Genomic DNA, 14,167 nt, shown 5'->3' with positions numbered 1-14,167 from the left:
GGCTGCCGGGTTCTGTCGGGTTATCTCGAATTATGTCGGGTGGGGCTCAGTGGTGGTCCAGACCCCCGGGCGCCCACCCGTCGGACTCGGACCAGCTGTACAAGGGGCGTCCCTCTTGGCCGCTGGTCCGGAACGGCTTGCCCTGGTCGTCGATGCGCAGCACGTCGTGCCGCTTGCCGCTGGACCACTCCATTTCCAGGTACCAACGCACGTCGTGCAGCTCAGAGTTGGCCTCGACGTAGAAGACCTGCGGGTCCTTCTCGCTGACCTTGTACGGGAAGTGGCTCTGGCCCGGATTGGGCGTGGCGCGCGGTGTCGCGTCGTCGAGGTCGACGGTGAAGACCTTGTTGAACAGCTTGTCGCCGCAGTGGGTCCCCATCTGGAAGTTGTTCCAGGCGAGGGGAGCGCCGCTGCTCTGCACACGGACGTTCATGTTCCGCAGGGTGACGGTCTCGTCGCCCGTGCCCTGCACGGTGAACGCGACGTACTGGTTGCGGGCCGAGACGGCACCGAGTTCCCCCACCCAGGCGGGCACGTCCCCCTCGGAGGGCGGCTCCGGCATCTGGTCCGGCTTCCGGTTCACCAGGAAGTGGTGCTCGCAGTCTTCGTAGAGATACGGGTTGACGCGTGCCGCCAGGGGTACGTCGGGATCGTCGCCCCGCCCGCCGTCGGGTACGGGGCCCTTGCCGATGCCGCCGGGGGCGGCGGGGGCGGCGGGGTCCGGACGGCCGTTCTTGTTCCTGCCGTCCGTGCCGTTCGTGCCGTTCGTGCCGTTCCTGTCGTTCTCGGAGTTCCCGGACGGTGAAGCGGAAGGGCCGTTCTTCTTGGCCTTGCCATCGGGTTGGCCCTTGGCGCCGGGCCGGTCCTGGCCTTCAAGCCGGTCCTTGTCGGCGCTTTTGCCGGTCCGGTCGTACGGCGAGCCACCCGGGTCCGGCGGGGCGGTGGGCCCGGCGTACTCCCTCGGCATCCGCTTGTGCGCGTCGCCGTCACCGCTGCGGTTCATGGCGAGCGCGATGGAACCGATGCCGACGACTGCGGCGACGGCGGCGGCGAGGACGAGGGTCCGCCGCTTGCGGGACGGGGGTGAGGGGCGCGACGAGGGGGATGAGGGTGATGAGGGTGGTGAGGAGGACGAGACGGTTACGGTGGTCGGGCCGGACGGCGTCGCGGTCTCCGGTTCCTGTTCCGGCTCCGATTCCGGCTCTGCCCCTGTCCCTGGCCTTGGCCCTGGCTTTGGCGCCGGTGTGGGCGTGGGCTTCGGATTGAGCTTAGGGTTGGACTTCGGGTTGGGCTTCGGCTTCGGTACGCCGGAGGCGGTGGGCTCCGCCTTCCGCCTCCGATCCGCGTCCGCAAGGACCCACTGCCGGTGGACCTCCACCAGCTCCTGCGGAGTCGCCCCGCAGAGGCGGGCGAACTGCTTCACCGGAGTGAACTGGGGCGGCGGCGCACCCCCGTTGCAGTAGCGGTGCAATGTGGACGTACTCATGTGAAGCCGCTCGGCAAGGACTTTATAACTGAGGCCTGACCGCTCCTTGAGCTCCCGCAGCAGCTCCGCGAGAGACGCCATCTTCGCCCTCCACCATCCAGGTCAGTCGTTTCCACCGCACACCCGGACAGGCGTCTACTCGTGGGCGCTGATCTCGCCACCGGCGCTGAGCACGATGTACACGCCGTTGGCGACGGCCCCGTCATCCTGCTGGTCCGCCTCCAGCGTGCCTTCCACCGCTCCCTCGTTGCCGAGGATCTCGGCGCGGTAGTGGAGCTCGCCGACCTTCGTCACCTTGACCGTCCAACCGCCCGCGACCTTGAACGTGCCCGGCCCCTGATGTTCGCCGCCCATCCAGGAGTGGACCTTGCCGTCCAGTGTGAGCACCACGAACATGCCGTTGGCGTCGACCCCGGTGTCTTCCCCGTTCGCCTCCAGGCCGCCGACGACCTGACCGTCACTGACTATGTCGGCGCGGTAGTGCTGGCCGCCGAGCTTGTAGATCTTGGCCGTGCTGCCGTCCACCAACTTCTGGGTGCGGTACGTCGAGGCCGCCTTGGAGGAGTCGGACACGGACACGACGTCGTCGGCCTGGTACGTGCCTGCGCCGGTCTTGGATCCGTTGACCGTGACCACACCGCCGTTGCCGGTGGAGTACGAGGCCGCGGAGTCCTTCTTCGCCGTTCCCGCGGCGCCGTCCCCGCTCCCGCCGCAGGCGGTCAGCGAGAACGCGGCAGCGGCGGCAACGACCGCCAGGGCGGCGGAACGGGCGGTACGGCGAGCACGGCGGGTGGTCATCACTAGGTTCTCCCAGGGGATATCTGAACTGCCTGTTGGCTACACCCCCTCAGATGAGCCCCATGCCGGCCTCGTTCACCGGGTTCCGTCCGCACTCGGTAACAAGAGATCCGCACCTGGTAACAGGGACTCCGGACTAGCCGTGGACCCGGGAAGGGAAGATCACGGGCGCCGCGGGGCCGAGGGCGTGGCCGGGGCCGCGGCCACGCCCGTGTGCGCGTCCGTAGCCGTAGCCGTGGTCGTAGCCGTGGTCGTCGGAATCGTCCGGCGGGCACGACCACGACCACGGCCCTGCCCGACCAGGACACTCGCCACCACGAGCACAAGACCGCCGACCTGCCAGAGAGTGAGGGTCTGCCCCAGGAGGAGCAGCCCGGCGAGGGTGGCGACGACGGGATTGGTCAGCCCCAGGAACGAGACGGAAGAGGCGGGGAGCCGCTCGATGCCGCGGAACCAGAGGGCGTACGCGACGGCGGTGCCGATGATGCCGAGATAGGCGTATCCGGCGAGGTTGGCCCCGGTGAAGTGGCCGGGAAGCCCTTCGAAACCGAGGGCGATGGGAGCCAACACCACGCCACCCACGGTGAGTTGCCACCCGGTGAGGGCGAGCAGCGAGACGCCCTCGGGTCGTCCCCAGCGCTTGCTCAGTACTACGGCGAGGGCCATCAGCGTGGTGGCGGCCAGCATGGCCACGATCCCCGCGAGGTCGAAGGAGGCGCTGCCGCGCAGGACGAGCAGCGCGACGCCGACGAGACCGACGAGCCCGGCGGCCAACGTACGACGGGTGGGCCGCACCTTCAGAACACCGACTCCGAAGCCGGCGACGAGCAGCGGCATGACGGCGCTGATGGTCGAGGCGACGCCGCCGGGAAGGTGGTACGCGCCGAAGAACAGGAGAGGGAAGAAGGCCCCGAAGTTGAGCAGCCCAAGGACGGCGGCCTTCCACCACCAGTCACCGCTGGGCAGCCGCCGGGTGAGGGCGAGCAGGATGAGCCCGGCGGGCAGCGCGCGCAGGGCCGCGGCGAGCAGGGGTCGGTCCGGGGGCAGGAGTTCGGTGGTGGTGACGTAGGTGGTGCCCCAGGTGGCGGGACCGATGGCGGCGAGGCCTGCGGGGGCGAGGCCTGCGGTGGCGAGGCCTGCGGTGGCGAGGGCGTGTGCCCTCGGTGCTGGAGCGGGCCGGCCCTGGGTGCCTGCCTGCTGTGATCGCTGTCCACGGACGGACATGGTTGCTCCCCCTCGGATTCCGTTCAACGCTGTTATTCTCAACGTTGAGATAAATATGAACCCGGGATCCGCGAACGTCAAGTATCTCAACATTGAGAGACCTGTCTGGTTCCGGCCTGCTGAGAGAGGGGCACGACAGTGGCTGAACCTGAGGCGTCGACGGTGACCGTGAAGACTGACGCGGAGGCCGGTGCGGAGGCCGACGCCATCGACGAGCTGCGCGCTCAGTGGCACCGGGAACGCCCGGACATGGCGGCGGCGAGCCTCGACGCGATGGCCCTGGTGGGCCGCATCACGCGGGCGAACCACCTGCTGAGCAAAGGAATGAAGCCGATCTTCGCCGAACACGGCCTGGAGTTCCCGGAGTTCGACGTGCTCGCCACACTGCGCCGGGTGGGCGCCCCGCACGAACTGACGGCGGGCGGCCTCATCAAGACCGCGATGGTCACATCAGGCGCGATCACCAACCGCCTCGACAAGCTGGAACGCAAGGGCTTCATCGAACGCCACCCCGACCCGTCCGACCGCCGGGCGATCCGGGTACGTCTGACGCGGGCGGGCCTCGAACTGGTCGACCGCGTGGTGGTCGACCACGTGGCGAACGAGGAGCGGATGCTGGAGTCCCTGTCGGCTGATGACCGACGGGCGCTGGATGGGGCGTTGCGGAGGTTGCTGGTGTCGCTGGGGGATACGCATCTGGGGTAGCGGTGCGGGCTGAGCGCTGAGCGTTGCGCGTTGCGCGTTGCGCGTTGCGCGCAGCGGGGTTTCGCGGACGTGAAGACTGCGGCCTGGGTGCCGTGGACTGCCGCAAGTGATCAATTCGCTGCGCATTGCGATCGATTTGCGGCACAGGGGGCGGCACGCGGTCGCTATGCCCGCGTATGTCTCACCAGTGACGAACGTCCACGTGGCATCGCCTTCGGCTCATGGATAGCTTGGTTCACTCCAGAGAACCCTCGCCCCACCAGGAGCTGACTGTGAACCGCCGACCCACCCTGCTCGCAACGGCCGTCCTGACTGTTGCCGCGGTCCTTTCGCTCTCCGCCTGCGGAGGGAGCGATGAAGGTGGCTCCAAGGACAGCGACAAGATCGCGGGTGCGGGGTCCGGGGACGAGAAGAGAGAGTCGCCCTCTCCGACAGCGTCCGACGACGGGATCGAGCGTCCGGAGATCAAGCTGCCTAAGGACGTGAAGGACGTCTTTGAGGGCAGTAAGACCGGCGACGCGAAGAAGGACGCGATCCTCGCGGACAATGCGCGGCGGATCAGTTCTTTGACTGAGGCGGTCACCGTCGACGCGAAGGAGCACCCGGCGCTGAAGTTCTATTCGTCCGGTGATGCGCTGCTGTCGGCAGCCAACTATGCCCAGGATTACTACAAGAAGGGCAAGAGCTTCGTCGGGACCACCCGGTACTACGACCGCGAGGTCACGTTCCTCAAGGGTGGCGCTGCCGCGGTGACGTACTGCATGGACGGCACCAAGACGTACCCCAAGGATCGCAAGACCGGCAAGGTCGACAGGTCGATCCCGGCGTCCGACCAGGATTACTCCTTCTACAACACCCGCCTGGAGAAGAACGAGGATGGTGTCTGGCAGACGGCAACCGTGTTGACCACGGCGGCGGCGAAGCGTTGCATGCCGTGAACCAGCGCAGGCTGAGCCGTCGGTACGTACCTCTTCTCGCGTTGGCCGTCGCCATGGCGCCGAGCGTCGCCTATGCCGGTGGTGGTAACCAGGGAGAAGCAGCTGCTCCGCAGGCCAAGGGCGGACGCCAGGACCAGAACCTAAGCGTCGAGACGAAGATTCAGACGACGGTCAACGGTGCTCAGGAGACCGCCAAGACGGGCTCGCTCACACCCGCCAACAGCAACTGGGATCCACCGGCCTGCTGGTACGAGCCCGCGTACTCGCCGAAGCAGATCCAGGCCACGGTCAAGGCGTTCCGGCAGGTGAAGGTGTTTGGGCTCGGCGACTTCGTGGGCGGTGCATTCGACTCGTACTTCAAGGAAGGCAACCCCTACAAGAACTACAACCTCGACAAGCAGGGCGACGGGCAGTTCTGGGCGGCGGCCATCAACGAAAAGCGCAAGGATGACCCGGAGGCCAACTCCTGCAAGAGGATGCCTTTCTGGGTGCCCACGGGTGACACTCCCAAGGAACCGCTCGCAGTCTCGCCCAAGATCCTCGCCGAGTACGCCTACGACGAACTGCCCGTACCCAGCACCGAGATCGCGATGGCACCCGAGGGTACGACCAAGGTCAATCTCCCCACCTGGGTCTGGCTGGACAAGGCCAAGTTCAAGAAGGTCTCCGTCACCGCGAGCATCCCGGGTTCGGGGCTCTCCGCGACGACGACCGCTGAACCCGTGTCCCTCTCGATCGCCCCAGGGACCAAGGACGCCGAGACCTACCCCGCTTCGGGACAGTGCCCCATCGTGGACGGCAAGATCGGCAAGCCCCGGGCCAAGGGCACCCCCGCCGACACGTTGCCGCCGTGCGGCGTGCAGTACCTGCGGTCCTCCGGCGACGACACGTACGACCTCCAGGCCACCCTCACCTGGAAGATCAGCTGGACGAGCACGACCGGCGAGGGCGGCGATCTACCTGACGGCGAGTTCGGCGGGGATCAGCAAGTCGCGGTGGAGGAGATCCAGTCCATCAACCGCTGAATGCACGCGGGGCGCTACCGCGCGGTCGAGCAGAACGCCGTGTGCGGCCCCGCCTGCTCCGGGGGCGGCACCCAAGGGCAAGTTGTTGTTGCCGACGGGGGTGACCGTGTGGGCGGTTGCAGGAAAGTCCCGGTGAGTGCGGCATTCAGCGGCGTGTCATTGGGACTTTTCTGCCGTCGGCCGAGGAGGAGGCTCCGGCGTCCTCGACGTTGGCCACCATCCTGCGCAGGACCGTGAGTGCGGCTACGTACTCCTCGTCGCTGATGCCTTCGTGGACCACGGCGCGCAGTTCGGTCACCAGCTCGCGCAGCCGCACCCTGGCGGCCTCCCCGGCATCGGTGAGGTGCAGACGGTGCTCGGCGTCGCTTCGCAGCCAGCCACGGTGGATCAGCTGATCGACGACGCGCCCAATCTCATGTGGCCCGTCCGCGAGGGGCGTCAGCTGGATGACTATCTCCTCGCGGCTCGGCGCCAGGGGCCCGCCGTTCACACGGTTCAACACCCAGTACTGCGGCTGTGTGACGTCGGTCCTGGCCATGGCATCACGCAGATGCCGGGTGACGACCTCATGGGCGAGGCCGCTCCAGTACCCGACGGGCTGGGTGGCCAGCATGTCGTCGGTTGCGGCAGGATCGGCCGGGGCCTGGTCGGTGGCAGTATCTGTCGGCGGTTTCATGATCCGACGCTATCCGCCCGGCCCGTTCGGCGCGCCGCCCGTGCCGACGGAGTCCGACAGCGGGCGTGGGCCCTTTCTCGTACGGGAGTGCGCGGACGCGTGGGGCGGGTGGCCGCTCGGGGTCCAGCTCCTCGGTACCGGGGGGAAGTTGCTGTGGTTCGAGGTGAGGGAAGACGGGGGTTGTGCCTCCGGTGCCGCTTAGTGGATGTTGGGGTGGGCGGGGGCAGGGGGTCTTCGCCGGGCTCTGCGAGGAGTCAGTCGGACAGCGAGGGGATCCGAACCACATGACCCAGCCTCCCGGCCCGCCGCCGCAGGACCCGCCGCCGCAGGACCCGCCGCCGCAGGGCGGATTCGGTCCCCCGCAGGAGCCTCAGCCGCCCGTGCCGGGACCGCCCGCCGGTCCTTACGGCGGCCCGCCGCCCCAGCCTCAGCAGCCCGACGGGCAGAACCCGTACGCAGGGTCGCCGCCCCCGCAGCAGCCGCCGTACGGTCAGCCGCCGTACGGTCAGCCTCAGCCGGGTCCGTACGGGCAGCAGCCCTATGGCCAGCCCGGCCCCTACGGTCAGCAACCCCAGCAACCCTTCGGGCAGCCCGACCCTCAATACGCCGGCTACCCGCCACCCCCTCCGCCCGGCGGTCCAGGCGCCCCCGCCAAGAAGAAGCTCGGCCTCATCGTCGGCTCCGTCGTCGTGGTCGCCGCCCTCGTCGGCGGCGGGATCTTCCTCGCCACCCGCGGGGGCGACAGCGACGACGACCAGAAGCCCAAGGCCGACAAGAGTGCCTCGGCCAGTCCCTCTGCCTCTGCCTCCGCCTCCGACACCGCCTCGGAAGAGCCGCCCTCCGAAGACCCCACCACCGAGGACCCCCTCGACGAGCCGACCGGCGACACCAGGCCCGCCGGTGACACCGGCTACCAAGGCCAGTGGCAGAACGCCGACGCCAAGACCCTCACCATCGGCGACAAGCTCACCTCGGGGCAGGGCAAGGGCAAGCACTCGGTGTCGTACATCGACGCCGGTGGTGACGGCCTCTGCATGGGGCTCGGGCAGGAGCAGGGCGGCGACGGGTTCCGTATCGCCCTCAAGTGCGGCACCGGCGACGACAAGAAGTACATCTCGGCCGACCTCACCCAGGCCAATGACGAAGTGACCCTGAAGTGGGACAAGGGTGGCGGCAGCGAAGTACTCCCGTGGGTGGGTGCGGGATGACCGTCTGCCGTCTACCGTCTGCCGTCTACCGTCTGCCGTCAGCCGGCTGACCTGCACGCCCGCCCCCGAGCGAGAGCCGCTCACCGCCCGCCCCACCCCCGGGCGAGAGCCCCTCACCGCCAGCCCCGCCCCCAGGTGAGAGCGAAGTTCCCCGCCGGTCACCGCGTGCCACAGGACTGAAACCCGCCCTCCCTACCTTCGGGCCATCAGCCGTCGGCTGTGGAGATGCGGAGGTCTGGCATGTGGATCCAGCGGTGGGACCCGGAGGACGAGAGCTTCTGGAAGGAGGAGGGCGGAGAGCGCGTCGCCCGGCGGAATCTGGTGTTCTCGATCCTCTCGGAGCACATCGGGTTCTCCATCTGGACCCTGTGGTCCGTGATGGTGCTCTTCATGGGGCCCGAGTACGGGATCGACCCCGCCGGAAAGTTCTTCCTGGTGTCCATGGCCACCCTGGTCGGCGCCATCGCCCGCGTCCCCTACACCTTCGCCGTCGCCCGCTTCGGCGGGCGCAACTGGACGGTCATCGCGGCCGGCGCGCTCCTCGTACCGACCGTCGCGGCCTTCGTCGTCATGGAGCCGGGCACCTCGTACACCACCTTCATGGTGTGTGCTCTGCTCACCGGCGTCGGCGGCGGCAACTTCGCCTCCAGCATGACCAATATCAATTCCTTCTTCCCCTTGAAGAAGAAGGGATGGGCGCTCGGGCTCAACGCGGGGGGCGGCAACATCGGCGTGCCCGTCGTGCAGCTCGCCGGGCTCGCGGTCATCGGGGCCGGTGGCGGACCCCGTGTTCTTCTCGGGATCTACATCCCCTGCATCCTCGTCTCCGCCGTCTGCGCCGCCCTCTTCATGGACAACCTCGCCACCGTGAAGAACGACACCGGCGCGGCCAAGGGGGCCGTCCGGGACGCCCATACCTGGATCATGGCCTTCCTTTACGTCGGGACCTTCGGGTCATTCATCGGGTACAGCTTCGCCTTCGGGCTCGTCCTGCAGACCCAGTTCGGGCGTACGCCGTTGCAGGCCGCCGCCGTCACCTTCATCGGGCCGCTGCTCGGCTCGCTGATCCGGCCCGTGGGCGGGCGGCTCGCCGACCGGTTCGGTGGGGCCCGCATCACGCTGTGGAACTTCGTCGGGATGGGCGCGGCCACCGCCGTCGTCGTCATCGCCTCCATGCGGGAGTCGCTCGCCCTCTTCGTCGCCGCCTTCGTCGTGCTCTTCGTGCTCACGGGCCTCGGCAACGGGTCGACGTACAAGATGATCCCCGGCATCTTCCACGCCAAGGCCCTGCAGAAGGGGCTCCACGGTGAAGCCGCCGCTGCTTACGGGCGGCGGCTCTCCGGGGCCTCCATGGGGCTCATCGGCGCCGTCGGGGCGCTCGGCGGGCTCGGCATCAATCTCGCCTTCCGGCAGTCCTTCCAGACCGTGGGGTCCGGCACCGGCGCTTTCGTCGCCTTCCTCGTCTTCTACGCCGCCTGCTTCTGCCTCACCTGGGCCGTATACCTTCGCCGCCCGACGGCCGCCGCGGACTCCGGGCGGGCATCGGACACGGAGGCGGACGCGGACACGGACACGGACACCGAGGCCGACGCAGAGCCCCAGCTCAGGTACGCGCGAGTGTGAGGCGGGGGCGGTCGTAGCCTGGTGTAACACGTACGACATCGTGATGATCCGGGGTTGTCACGGGCTGTTGGCAGGCTCGTTCAACCCCGGGCCACCCACCACGCGGTACTAGCGGGACGAGAGCAGCTGCCATGCACGCGACCCCTCAGAACGGTCACCAGAACGGTCCCGATGGACGCGACGGACGCGACGGACGCGATGGACGCGATGGACGCGATGGACGCGACGGACGCGACGGACGGGACAACGGGCCCCTCGCCGGGTTCACCGTCGGCGTCACCGCCGCCCGGCGCGCCGAAGAGCTCGGCACGCTGCTCCAGCGGCGGGGCGCCACCGTCCTGCACGCGCCCGCACTGCGCATCGTCCCGCTCGCCGACGACAGCGAACTCCTCTCCTCGACCAAGAAGCTGATCGACCACGCGCCCGACGTGGTGATCGCCACCACCGCGATCGGGTTCCGGGGGTGGGTCGAGGCCGCCGACGGGTGGGGCTTCGGCGAAGCGCTTCTGCAGTGTCTGAAGGGCTCCGAGCTGCTCGCCCGCGGGCCCAAGGTCAAGGGCGCCATCCGTGCCGCCGGGCTCACGGAGCAGTGGTCTCCCTCGTCCGAGTCCATGGCGGAGGTGCTCGACCGGCTGCTTGAGGAGGGCGTCGAGGGGCGGCGCATCGCGCTCCAGCTGCACGGCGAACCGCTGCCCGGCTTCGTCGAGTCGCTGCGTGCCGGGGGAGCGGAGGTCGTCGGCGTGCCCGTCTACCGGTGGATGCCGCCCGAGGACCTCGCCCCCGTCGACCGGCTCCTCGACGCCACCGTCGCGCGCGCCGTCGACGCGCTGAGTTTCACCAGCGCGCCCGCCGCCGCGTCCTTCCTGGCCCGCGCCGAGGACCGTGGCATGTCCACCGAGCTCTTCGCCGCCCTCCAGCACGACGTGCTCTGCGCCTGCGTCGGCCCGGTCACCGCGCTGCCGCTCCAGGCACGCGGCGTCGACACGGTGCAGCCCGAACGCTTCCGGCTCGGCCCCCTCGTCCAGACCCTGTGCAAGGAACTGCCCGCCCGCGCCCGTACGTTGCCCGTCGCGGGGCGCCGCGTCGAGATCCGCGGGCACGCCGTCCTGGTCGACGACGAGCTGCGGCCCGTTCCGCCCGCGGGCATGTCGCTCCTTCGGGCGCTCGCGCGGCGACCGGGGTGGGTGGTCTCCCGCGCCGAACTCCTTCGCGCGCTGCCGGGCGCGGGGAGCGACGAGCACGCCGTGGAGACCGCGATGGCCCGGCTGCGTACGGCACTCGGCGCGCCGAAGCTCGTCCAGACGGTGGTCAAGCGCGGTTACCGGCTCGCGCTCGATCCGGTCGCCGGGTCCAAGTACGCGGACTGACGCGCCCCGCTGCCCCGGCCCCGTCCCCGCACCCGCCCCAGCAGGACCAACGCCCGTGCGAGCAGCGCGAACGCGAGGGTGCAGAGCACGGCCCGTACGAGGTTCCAGGCCACCCATGTGTCCTCGAACCTCTCGCGCACGGCGGCCGGATCGGCGATCCTCGCCGGGTCGCCCGCGTCGGCGAGGTCGTTGTTCAGCGGCACGTTCACGCCCGATGTCAGGGCGAAGGCCACGGCGTAGACGACGAGTGCCGCGATGACCCACCGGGCCGGAGGCGTTCCGCGCAACTGCCAGGCGCAGAGGGCGGGAAGGACCAGCGAGCCGAGGAAACTCGCGAAGAAGGCCGGGTTCTGGATCACGTCGTTGATGTTCCGCATGACCTCGATGTAGACGCGGTCACCGCTTCGCGCGAGGGCGGGCATGATGGCGCAGGCGAAGATGTAGAAGGCCCCGGAGATCAGGCCCGTCGCGACGGTCGCCGCCCCCAGCACGACCCCGGCGGCACCCTGCCCACGCGCCCGCCCCCGCTCCTGCCCCCGCTCCCGTCCCCGCTCCTGCCCCCGCTCCCGTCCCCGCTCCTGCCCCCGTCCCCGTCCCCGCTCCCGTCCCCGGATGTTCGCCACGCGTTTGTCTGTCATGGGGCAGAGTCAACCGGCCTCGCGCGCCCCGGACCATGGCCGTGCCGCGCACCCCCATAAGCGGGCGTCTCGCCCCGGGCGCGGTGGCAGGGGTTCCGCGCCCGCCCAAGGCGAGGCACTGTAGGGGGAGCACTCACCGGTAACCCCACAAGGCGGTGACAGGCGCATGGCACTGGGCATGGACCCGGCCACGTACGAGATGCGATTCGACTCCGGGCGGAGTTGTCTGGACCTCGTGGCGACGAACCATCCCGTGGAACGGCTCGACTCCGTGGACCGGCTGCTCGCCTGGCTCGCGGGCGCCGGGCTCATCCCGGATCGCACGGCCGTGCCGGGTGCGGGCCCGGTGTGGCTTGTCGCCTTCCGCGAACTGCGGGGATACATCGGGCAGTTGATGCTCGCCGAAATCGAAGGGCGTTACGAGGAAGCCGCGTTGGCCGGTGTCAACGCCCTCGCCGCCGCCGCGCCGCCCGCCCCGCGCGCCGTCCGGCGCCCCGACGGCAGCCTGGTCCGCGCCCTGGACGGCGACCCCGGCTGCGCCGCCCTGCTCGCCGCCGTTGCCCGTGACGCCGTCGACCTGCTCACCGACCCCGCGGCGCGCGCCCTGCTGCGCCAGTGCGAGGGCGACAACTGCCCCATCGTGTACCTCGATACGTCACGCGGGCGCCGCCGCCGCTGGTGCTCCAGCGAGGTGTGCGGCAACCGGGAGAGGGTGGCCAGACACCGGCGCCGGGCGGCGCTCGCACGGGCCTGAAGCGTGGATCCCGCCTGGGCCTGAAGCGTGGCGCTCGCGCGGGCCTGAAGTGTGGCGCTCGCCCGGACCTGAAACGTGCCGCCCGCCCGGACCTGAAACGTGCCGCCCGCGCGGGCGGGCCTGAAGGGCGGCGCCCGCGCGGGCCTGACACACACTCAGCCGTACGCCGCCGGAAACTCGTGTGATCTCCGTTGAACGCAACCCCTGCCGCCTACGTAAGTCCAGGGTGAAAAGCCGACAGGGCGAAGCCCGGCGAAGAGCGGACACCGGAGGCAGACGTGCGCAAGGATTCCGCCGTGGCCGATGAGCGCCCGCAGGAACGCCCGCACCGACATCGCCTGGTTCCCCGACGCAACGGACCCGACGAGGAGTTGATGCGTGCCCTGTACCGCGAGCACGCGGGTCCACTTCTGGCCTATGTGCTCCGCCTGGTGGCGGGGGACCGGCAGCGCGCCGAAGATGTCGTACAGGAAACGCTCATCCGTGCCTGGAAGAACGCCGGTCAGCTCAATCGTGCGACCGGTTCGGTACGCCCCTGGCTGGTGACGGTCGCCCGGCGCATCGTCATCGACGGCCACCGCAGTCGGCAGGCCCGGCCGCAGGAGGTCGACCCGTCGCCGCTGGAGGTCATCCCCGCGGAGGACGAGATCGATAAGGCGCTGTGGCTGATGACTCTCTCGGACGCACTTGAGGACCTGACTCCCGCACACCGGGAGGTACTTGTCGAGACCTACTTCAAAGGGCGTACGGTCAATGAGGCGGCCGAGACGCTGGGTATACCCAGTGGGACGGTGCGTTCGCGGGTCTTCTACGCGCTTCGCTCGATGAAGCTGGCGCTCGAGGAGCGGGGGGTGACGGCATGAACGAGTCCTACGGACATGACGCGCGGGGCCATGCGGGGGCGGGCGACGTGCACGAGACCGTCGGCGCCTACGCCCTCGGCATCCTGGACGACGCGGAGGCGACGGCCTTCGAAGCGCATCTGGCGGGCTGCGCCACTTGCGCGCACCAGCTGGAGGAGTTCTCCGGCATGGAGCCGATGCTGGCCGCGCTCGCCGACTTCCCGGGGGCGCGGGGCGCACCGGCGATCGGTGAACAGCTCGCCGCGAGGCCGAGCCCGCACCTCGCGGACCGGCTCGTGGACGAGGTCTCCGTGAAGCGCGCCCAGAAGCGCAGGCGCGGCATGTATCTGGTGGCCGCCGCCGCCGCGCTGATCATCGGCGGGCCGCTCACGGTCCTCGCGGTGAGCGACGACGGCGGTTCGCACGACGTGGCGGGAGAGCCGCACCCCACGAGCCCCGCCGAGGACGCCTTCTTCAACCACATGACCGACAAGATCAAGGCCACGGACCCGAAGACCAAGGTCAGTGCCACGGTCGGCACGGAGGAGAAGCCCTGGGGCACGCACGCGGTCCTGGAGCTGAAGAACGTGAAGGGCCCGCTCAAGTGCTCCCTGATCGCGGTCGGCAAGGACGGCGAGAAGGAGACGGTGACCACCTGGTCCGTCCCGAGGTGGGGTTACGGCATCAAGGACAGCCCGAACAAGTGGTCGCGCGGTCCCCTGTACGTCCACGGGGGCGCCGCCATGGACCGCAACGAGATCGACCACTTCGAGGTGACCACCTTCGACGGTGATCGCCTGGTGGAGGTGGACGCGTAGGAGAAGTGCACATAGGGGCCCCCTTTCGCGTACGGTAGACGGCTGCTCAATAGAGCAGCTGCACG

14 protein-coding genes are annotated in these 14,167 nt (G+C 69.6%); 9 read left to right on the top strand and 5 right to left on the bottom strand.

Annotated elements, in window-relative coordinates:
* Positions 1-46: 46 nt before the first annotated feature.
* The 3 genes from ACFVXC_RS24480 to ACFVXC_RS24470 form a co-directional block, all read right to left on the bottom strand.
* Complete coding sequence (locus tag ACFVXC_RS24480; RefSeq protein WP_389908504.1) at positions 47-1,567, bottom strand: helix-turn-helix domain-containing protein; 1,521 nt, start codon at positions 1,565-1,567, stop codon at positions 47-49.
* Between the two features lie 54 nt (positions 1,568-1,621).
* Positions 1,622-2,284, bottom strand: a complete 663-nt coding sequence (locus ACFVXC_RS24475; protein WP_389908502.1) for a hypothetical protein — start codon at positions 2,282-2,284, stop codon at positions 1,622-1,624.
* A 162-nt stretch (positions 2,285-2,446) separates the two neighbouring features.
* On the bottom strand, positions 2,447-3,508 hold the full coding sequence (locus ACFVXC_RS24470; protein WP_389908499.1) for an EamA family transporter: 1,062 nt from the start codon (positions 3,506-3,508) through the stop codon (positions 2,447-2,449).
* A 162-nt stretch (positions 3,509-3,670) separates the two neighbouring features.
* On the opposite strand from ACFVXC_RS24470, the gene ACFVXC_RS24465 reads away from it, so the two are divergent.
* The 3 genes from ACFVXC_RS24465 to ACFVXC_RS24455 all read left to right on the top strand — a co-directional run bounded on the left by ACFVXC_RS24465 (position 3,671) and on the right by ACFVXC_RS24455 (position 6,176).
* On the top strand, positions 3,671-4,213 hold the full coding sequence (locus ACFVXC_RS24465; protein WP_389908496.1) for a MarR family winged helix-turn-helix transcriptional regulator: 543 nt from the start codon (positions 3,671-3,673) through the stop codon (positions 4,211-4,213).
* Positions 4,214-4,485: 272 nt separating this feature from the next.
* Positions 4,486-5,151, top strand: coding sequence for a hypothetical protein (locus ACFVXC_RS24460; protein WP_389908493.1), 666 nt, complete (start codon positions 4,486-4,488; stop codon positions 5,149-5,151).
* Positions 5,148-6,176: a hypothetical protein gene (locus ACFVXC_RS24455; RefSeq protein WP_389908491.1), complete on the top strand. Its 1,029-nt coding sequence runs from the start codon at positions 5,148-5,150 to the stop codon at positions 6,174-6,176. Before ACFVXC_RS24460 ends, ACFVXC_RS24455 begins: the two co-directional genes overlap by 4 nt.
* Positions 6,177-6,321: 145 nt before the next feature.
* Here the strand turns inward: ACFVXC_RS24455 and ACFVXC_RS24450 are convergent, their stop codons facing one another.
* On the bottom strand, positions 6,322-6,852 hold the full coding sequence (locus ACFVXC_RS24450; protein ID WP_389908488.1) for a MarR family winged helix-turn-helix transcriptional regulator: 531 nt from the start codon (positions 6,850-6,852) through the stop codon (positions 6,322-6,324).
* 284 nt (positions 6,853-7,136) lie between these two features.
* Here ACFVXC_RS24450 and ACFVXC_RS24445 point away from each other — a divergent pair, with 284 nt between their 5' ends.
* From ACFVXC_RS24445 to ACFVXC_RS24435, 3 genes are all read left to right on the top strand, one after another.
* The gene (locus ACFVXC_RS24445; RefSeq protein ID WP_389908486.1) at positions 7,137-8,060 is read left to right on the top strand and encodes a hypothetical protein; all 924 of its coding nucleotides are present in this window, start codon (positions 7,137-7,139) and stop codon (positions 8,058-8,060) included.
* A gap of 225 nt (positions 8,061-8,285) precedes the next feature.
* On the top strand, positions 8,286-9,683 hold the full coding sequence (locus ACFVXC_RS24440; RefSeq protein WP_389908483.1) for a nitrate/nitrite transporter: 1,398 nt from the start codon (positions 8,286-8,288) through the stop codon (positions 9,681-9,683).
* A 131-nt stretch (positions 9,684-9,814) separates the two neighbouring features.
* The gene (locus tag ACFVXC_RS24435; RefSeq protein WP_389908479.1) at positions 9,815-11,050 is read left to right on the top strand and encodes a uroporphyrinogen-III synthase; all 1,236 of its coding nucleotides are present in this window, start codon (positions 9,815-9,817) and stop codon (positions 11,048-11,050) included.
* On the opposite strand, the gene ACFVXC_RS24430 is transcribed toward ACFVXC_RS24435, so the two are convergent.
* Positions 11,002-11,688 carry a DUF1772 domain-containing protein gene (locus tag ACFVXC_RS24430; protein ID WP_389908477.1) on the bottom strand — a complete coding sequence of 229 codons (687 nt, stop codon included), beginning with the start codon at positions 11,686-11,688 and terminating at the stop codon, positions 11,002-11,004. The genes ACFVXC_RS24435 and ACFVXC_RS24430 overlap by 49 nt on opposite strands.
* Before the next feature lie 166 nt (positions 11,689-11,854).
* On the opposite strand from ACFVXC_RS24430, the gene ACFVXC_RS24425 reads away from it, so the two are divergent.
* The 3 genes from ACFVXC_RS24425 to ACFVXC_RS24415 all read left to right on the top strand — a co-directional run bounded on the left by ACFVXC_RS24425 (position 11,855) and on the right by ACFVXC_RS24415 (position 14,102).
* Entirely contained in the window at positions 11,855-12,442 is a 588-nt protein-coding gene (locus ACFVXC_RS24425; protein WP_389908474.1) for a CGNR zinc finger domain-containing protein, read from the top strand.
* 278 nt (positions 12,443-12,720) lie between these two features.
* Positions 12,721-13,305, top strand: a complete 585-nt coding sequence (locus ACFVXC_RS24420) for a sigma-70 family RNA polymerase sigma factor (RefSeq protein WP_190080178.1) — start codon at positions 12,721-12,723, stop codon at positions 13,303-13,305.
* A complete protein-coding gene (locus tag ACFVXC_RS24415; protein WP_389908471.1) occupies positions 13,302-14,102 on the top strand; it encodes a zf-HC2 domain-containing protein in 801 nt (266 codons plus the stop codon). The genes ACFVXC_RS24420 and ACFVXC_RS24415 overlap by 4 nt, the downstream gene beginning before the upstream one ends.
* The last annotated feature ends 65 nt before the right edge of the window (positions 14,103-14,167 follow it).

Source organism: Streptomyces sp. NPDC058257, from assembly GCF_042881845.1.
Taxonomy (GTDB): Bacteria; Actinomycetota; Actinomycetes; order Streptomycetales; family Streptomycetaceae; genus Streptomyces.
The sequence above is the reverse complement of the archived record's forward strand: the minus strand, read 5'-3'. Positions and strand labels throughout refer to the sequence as shown.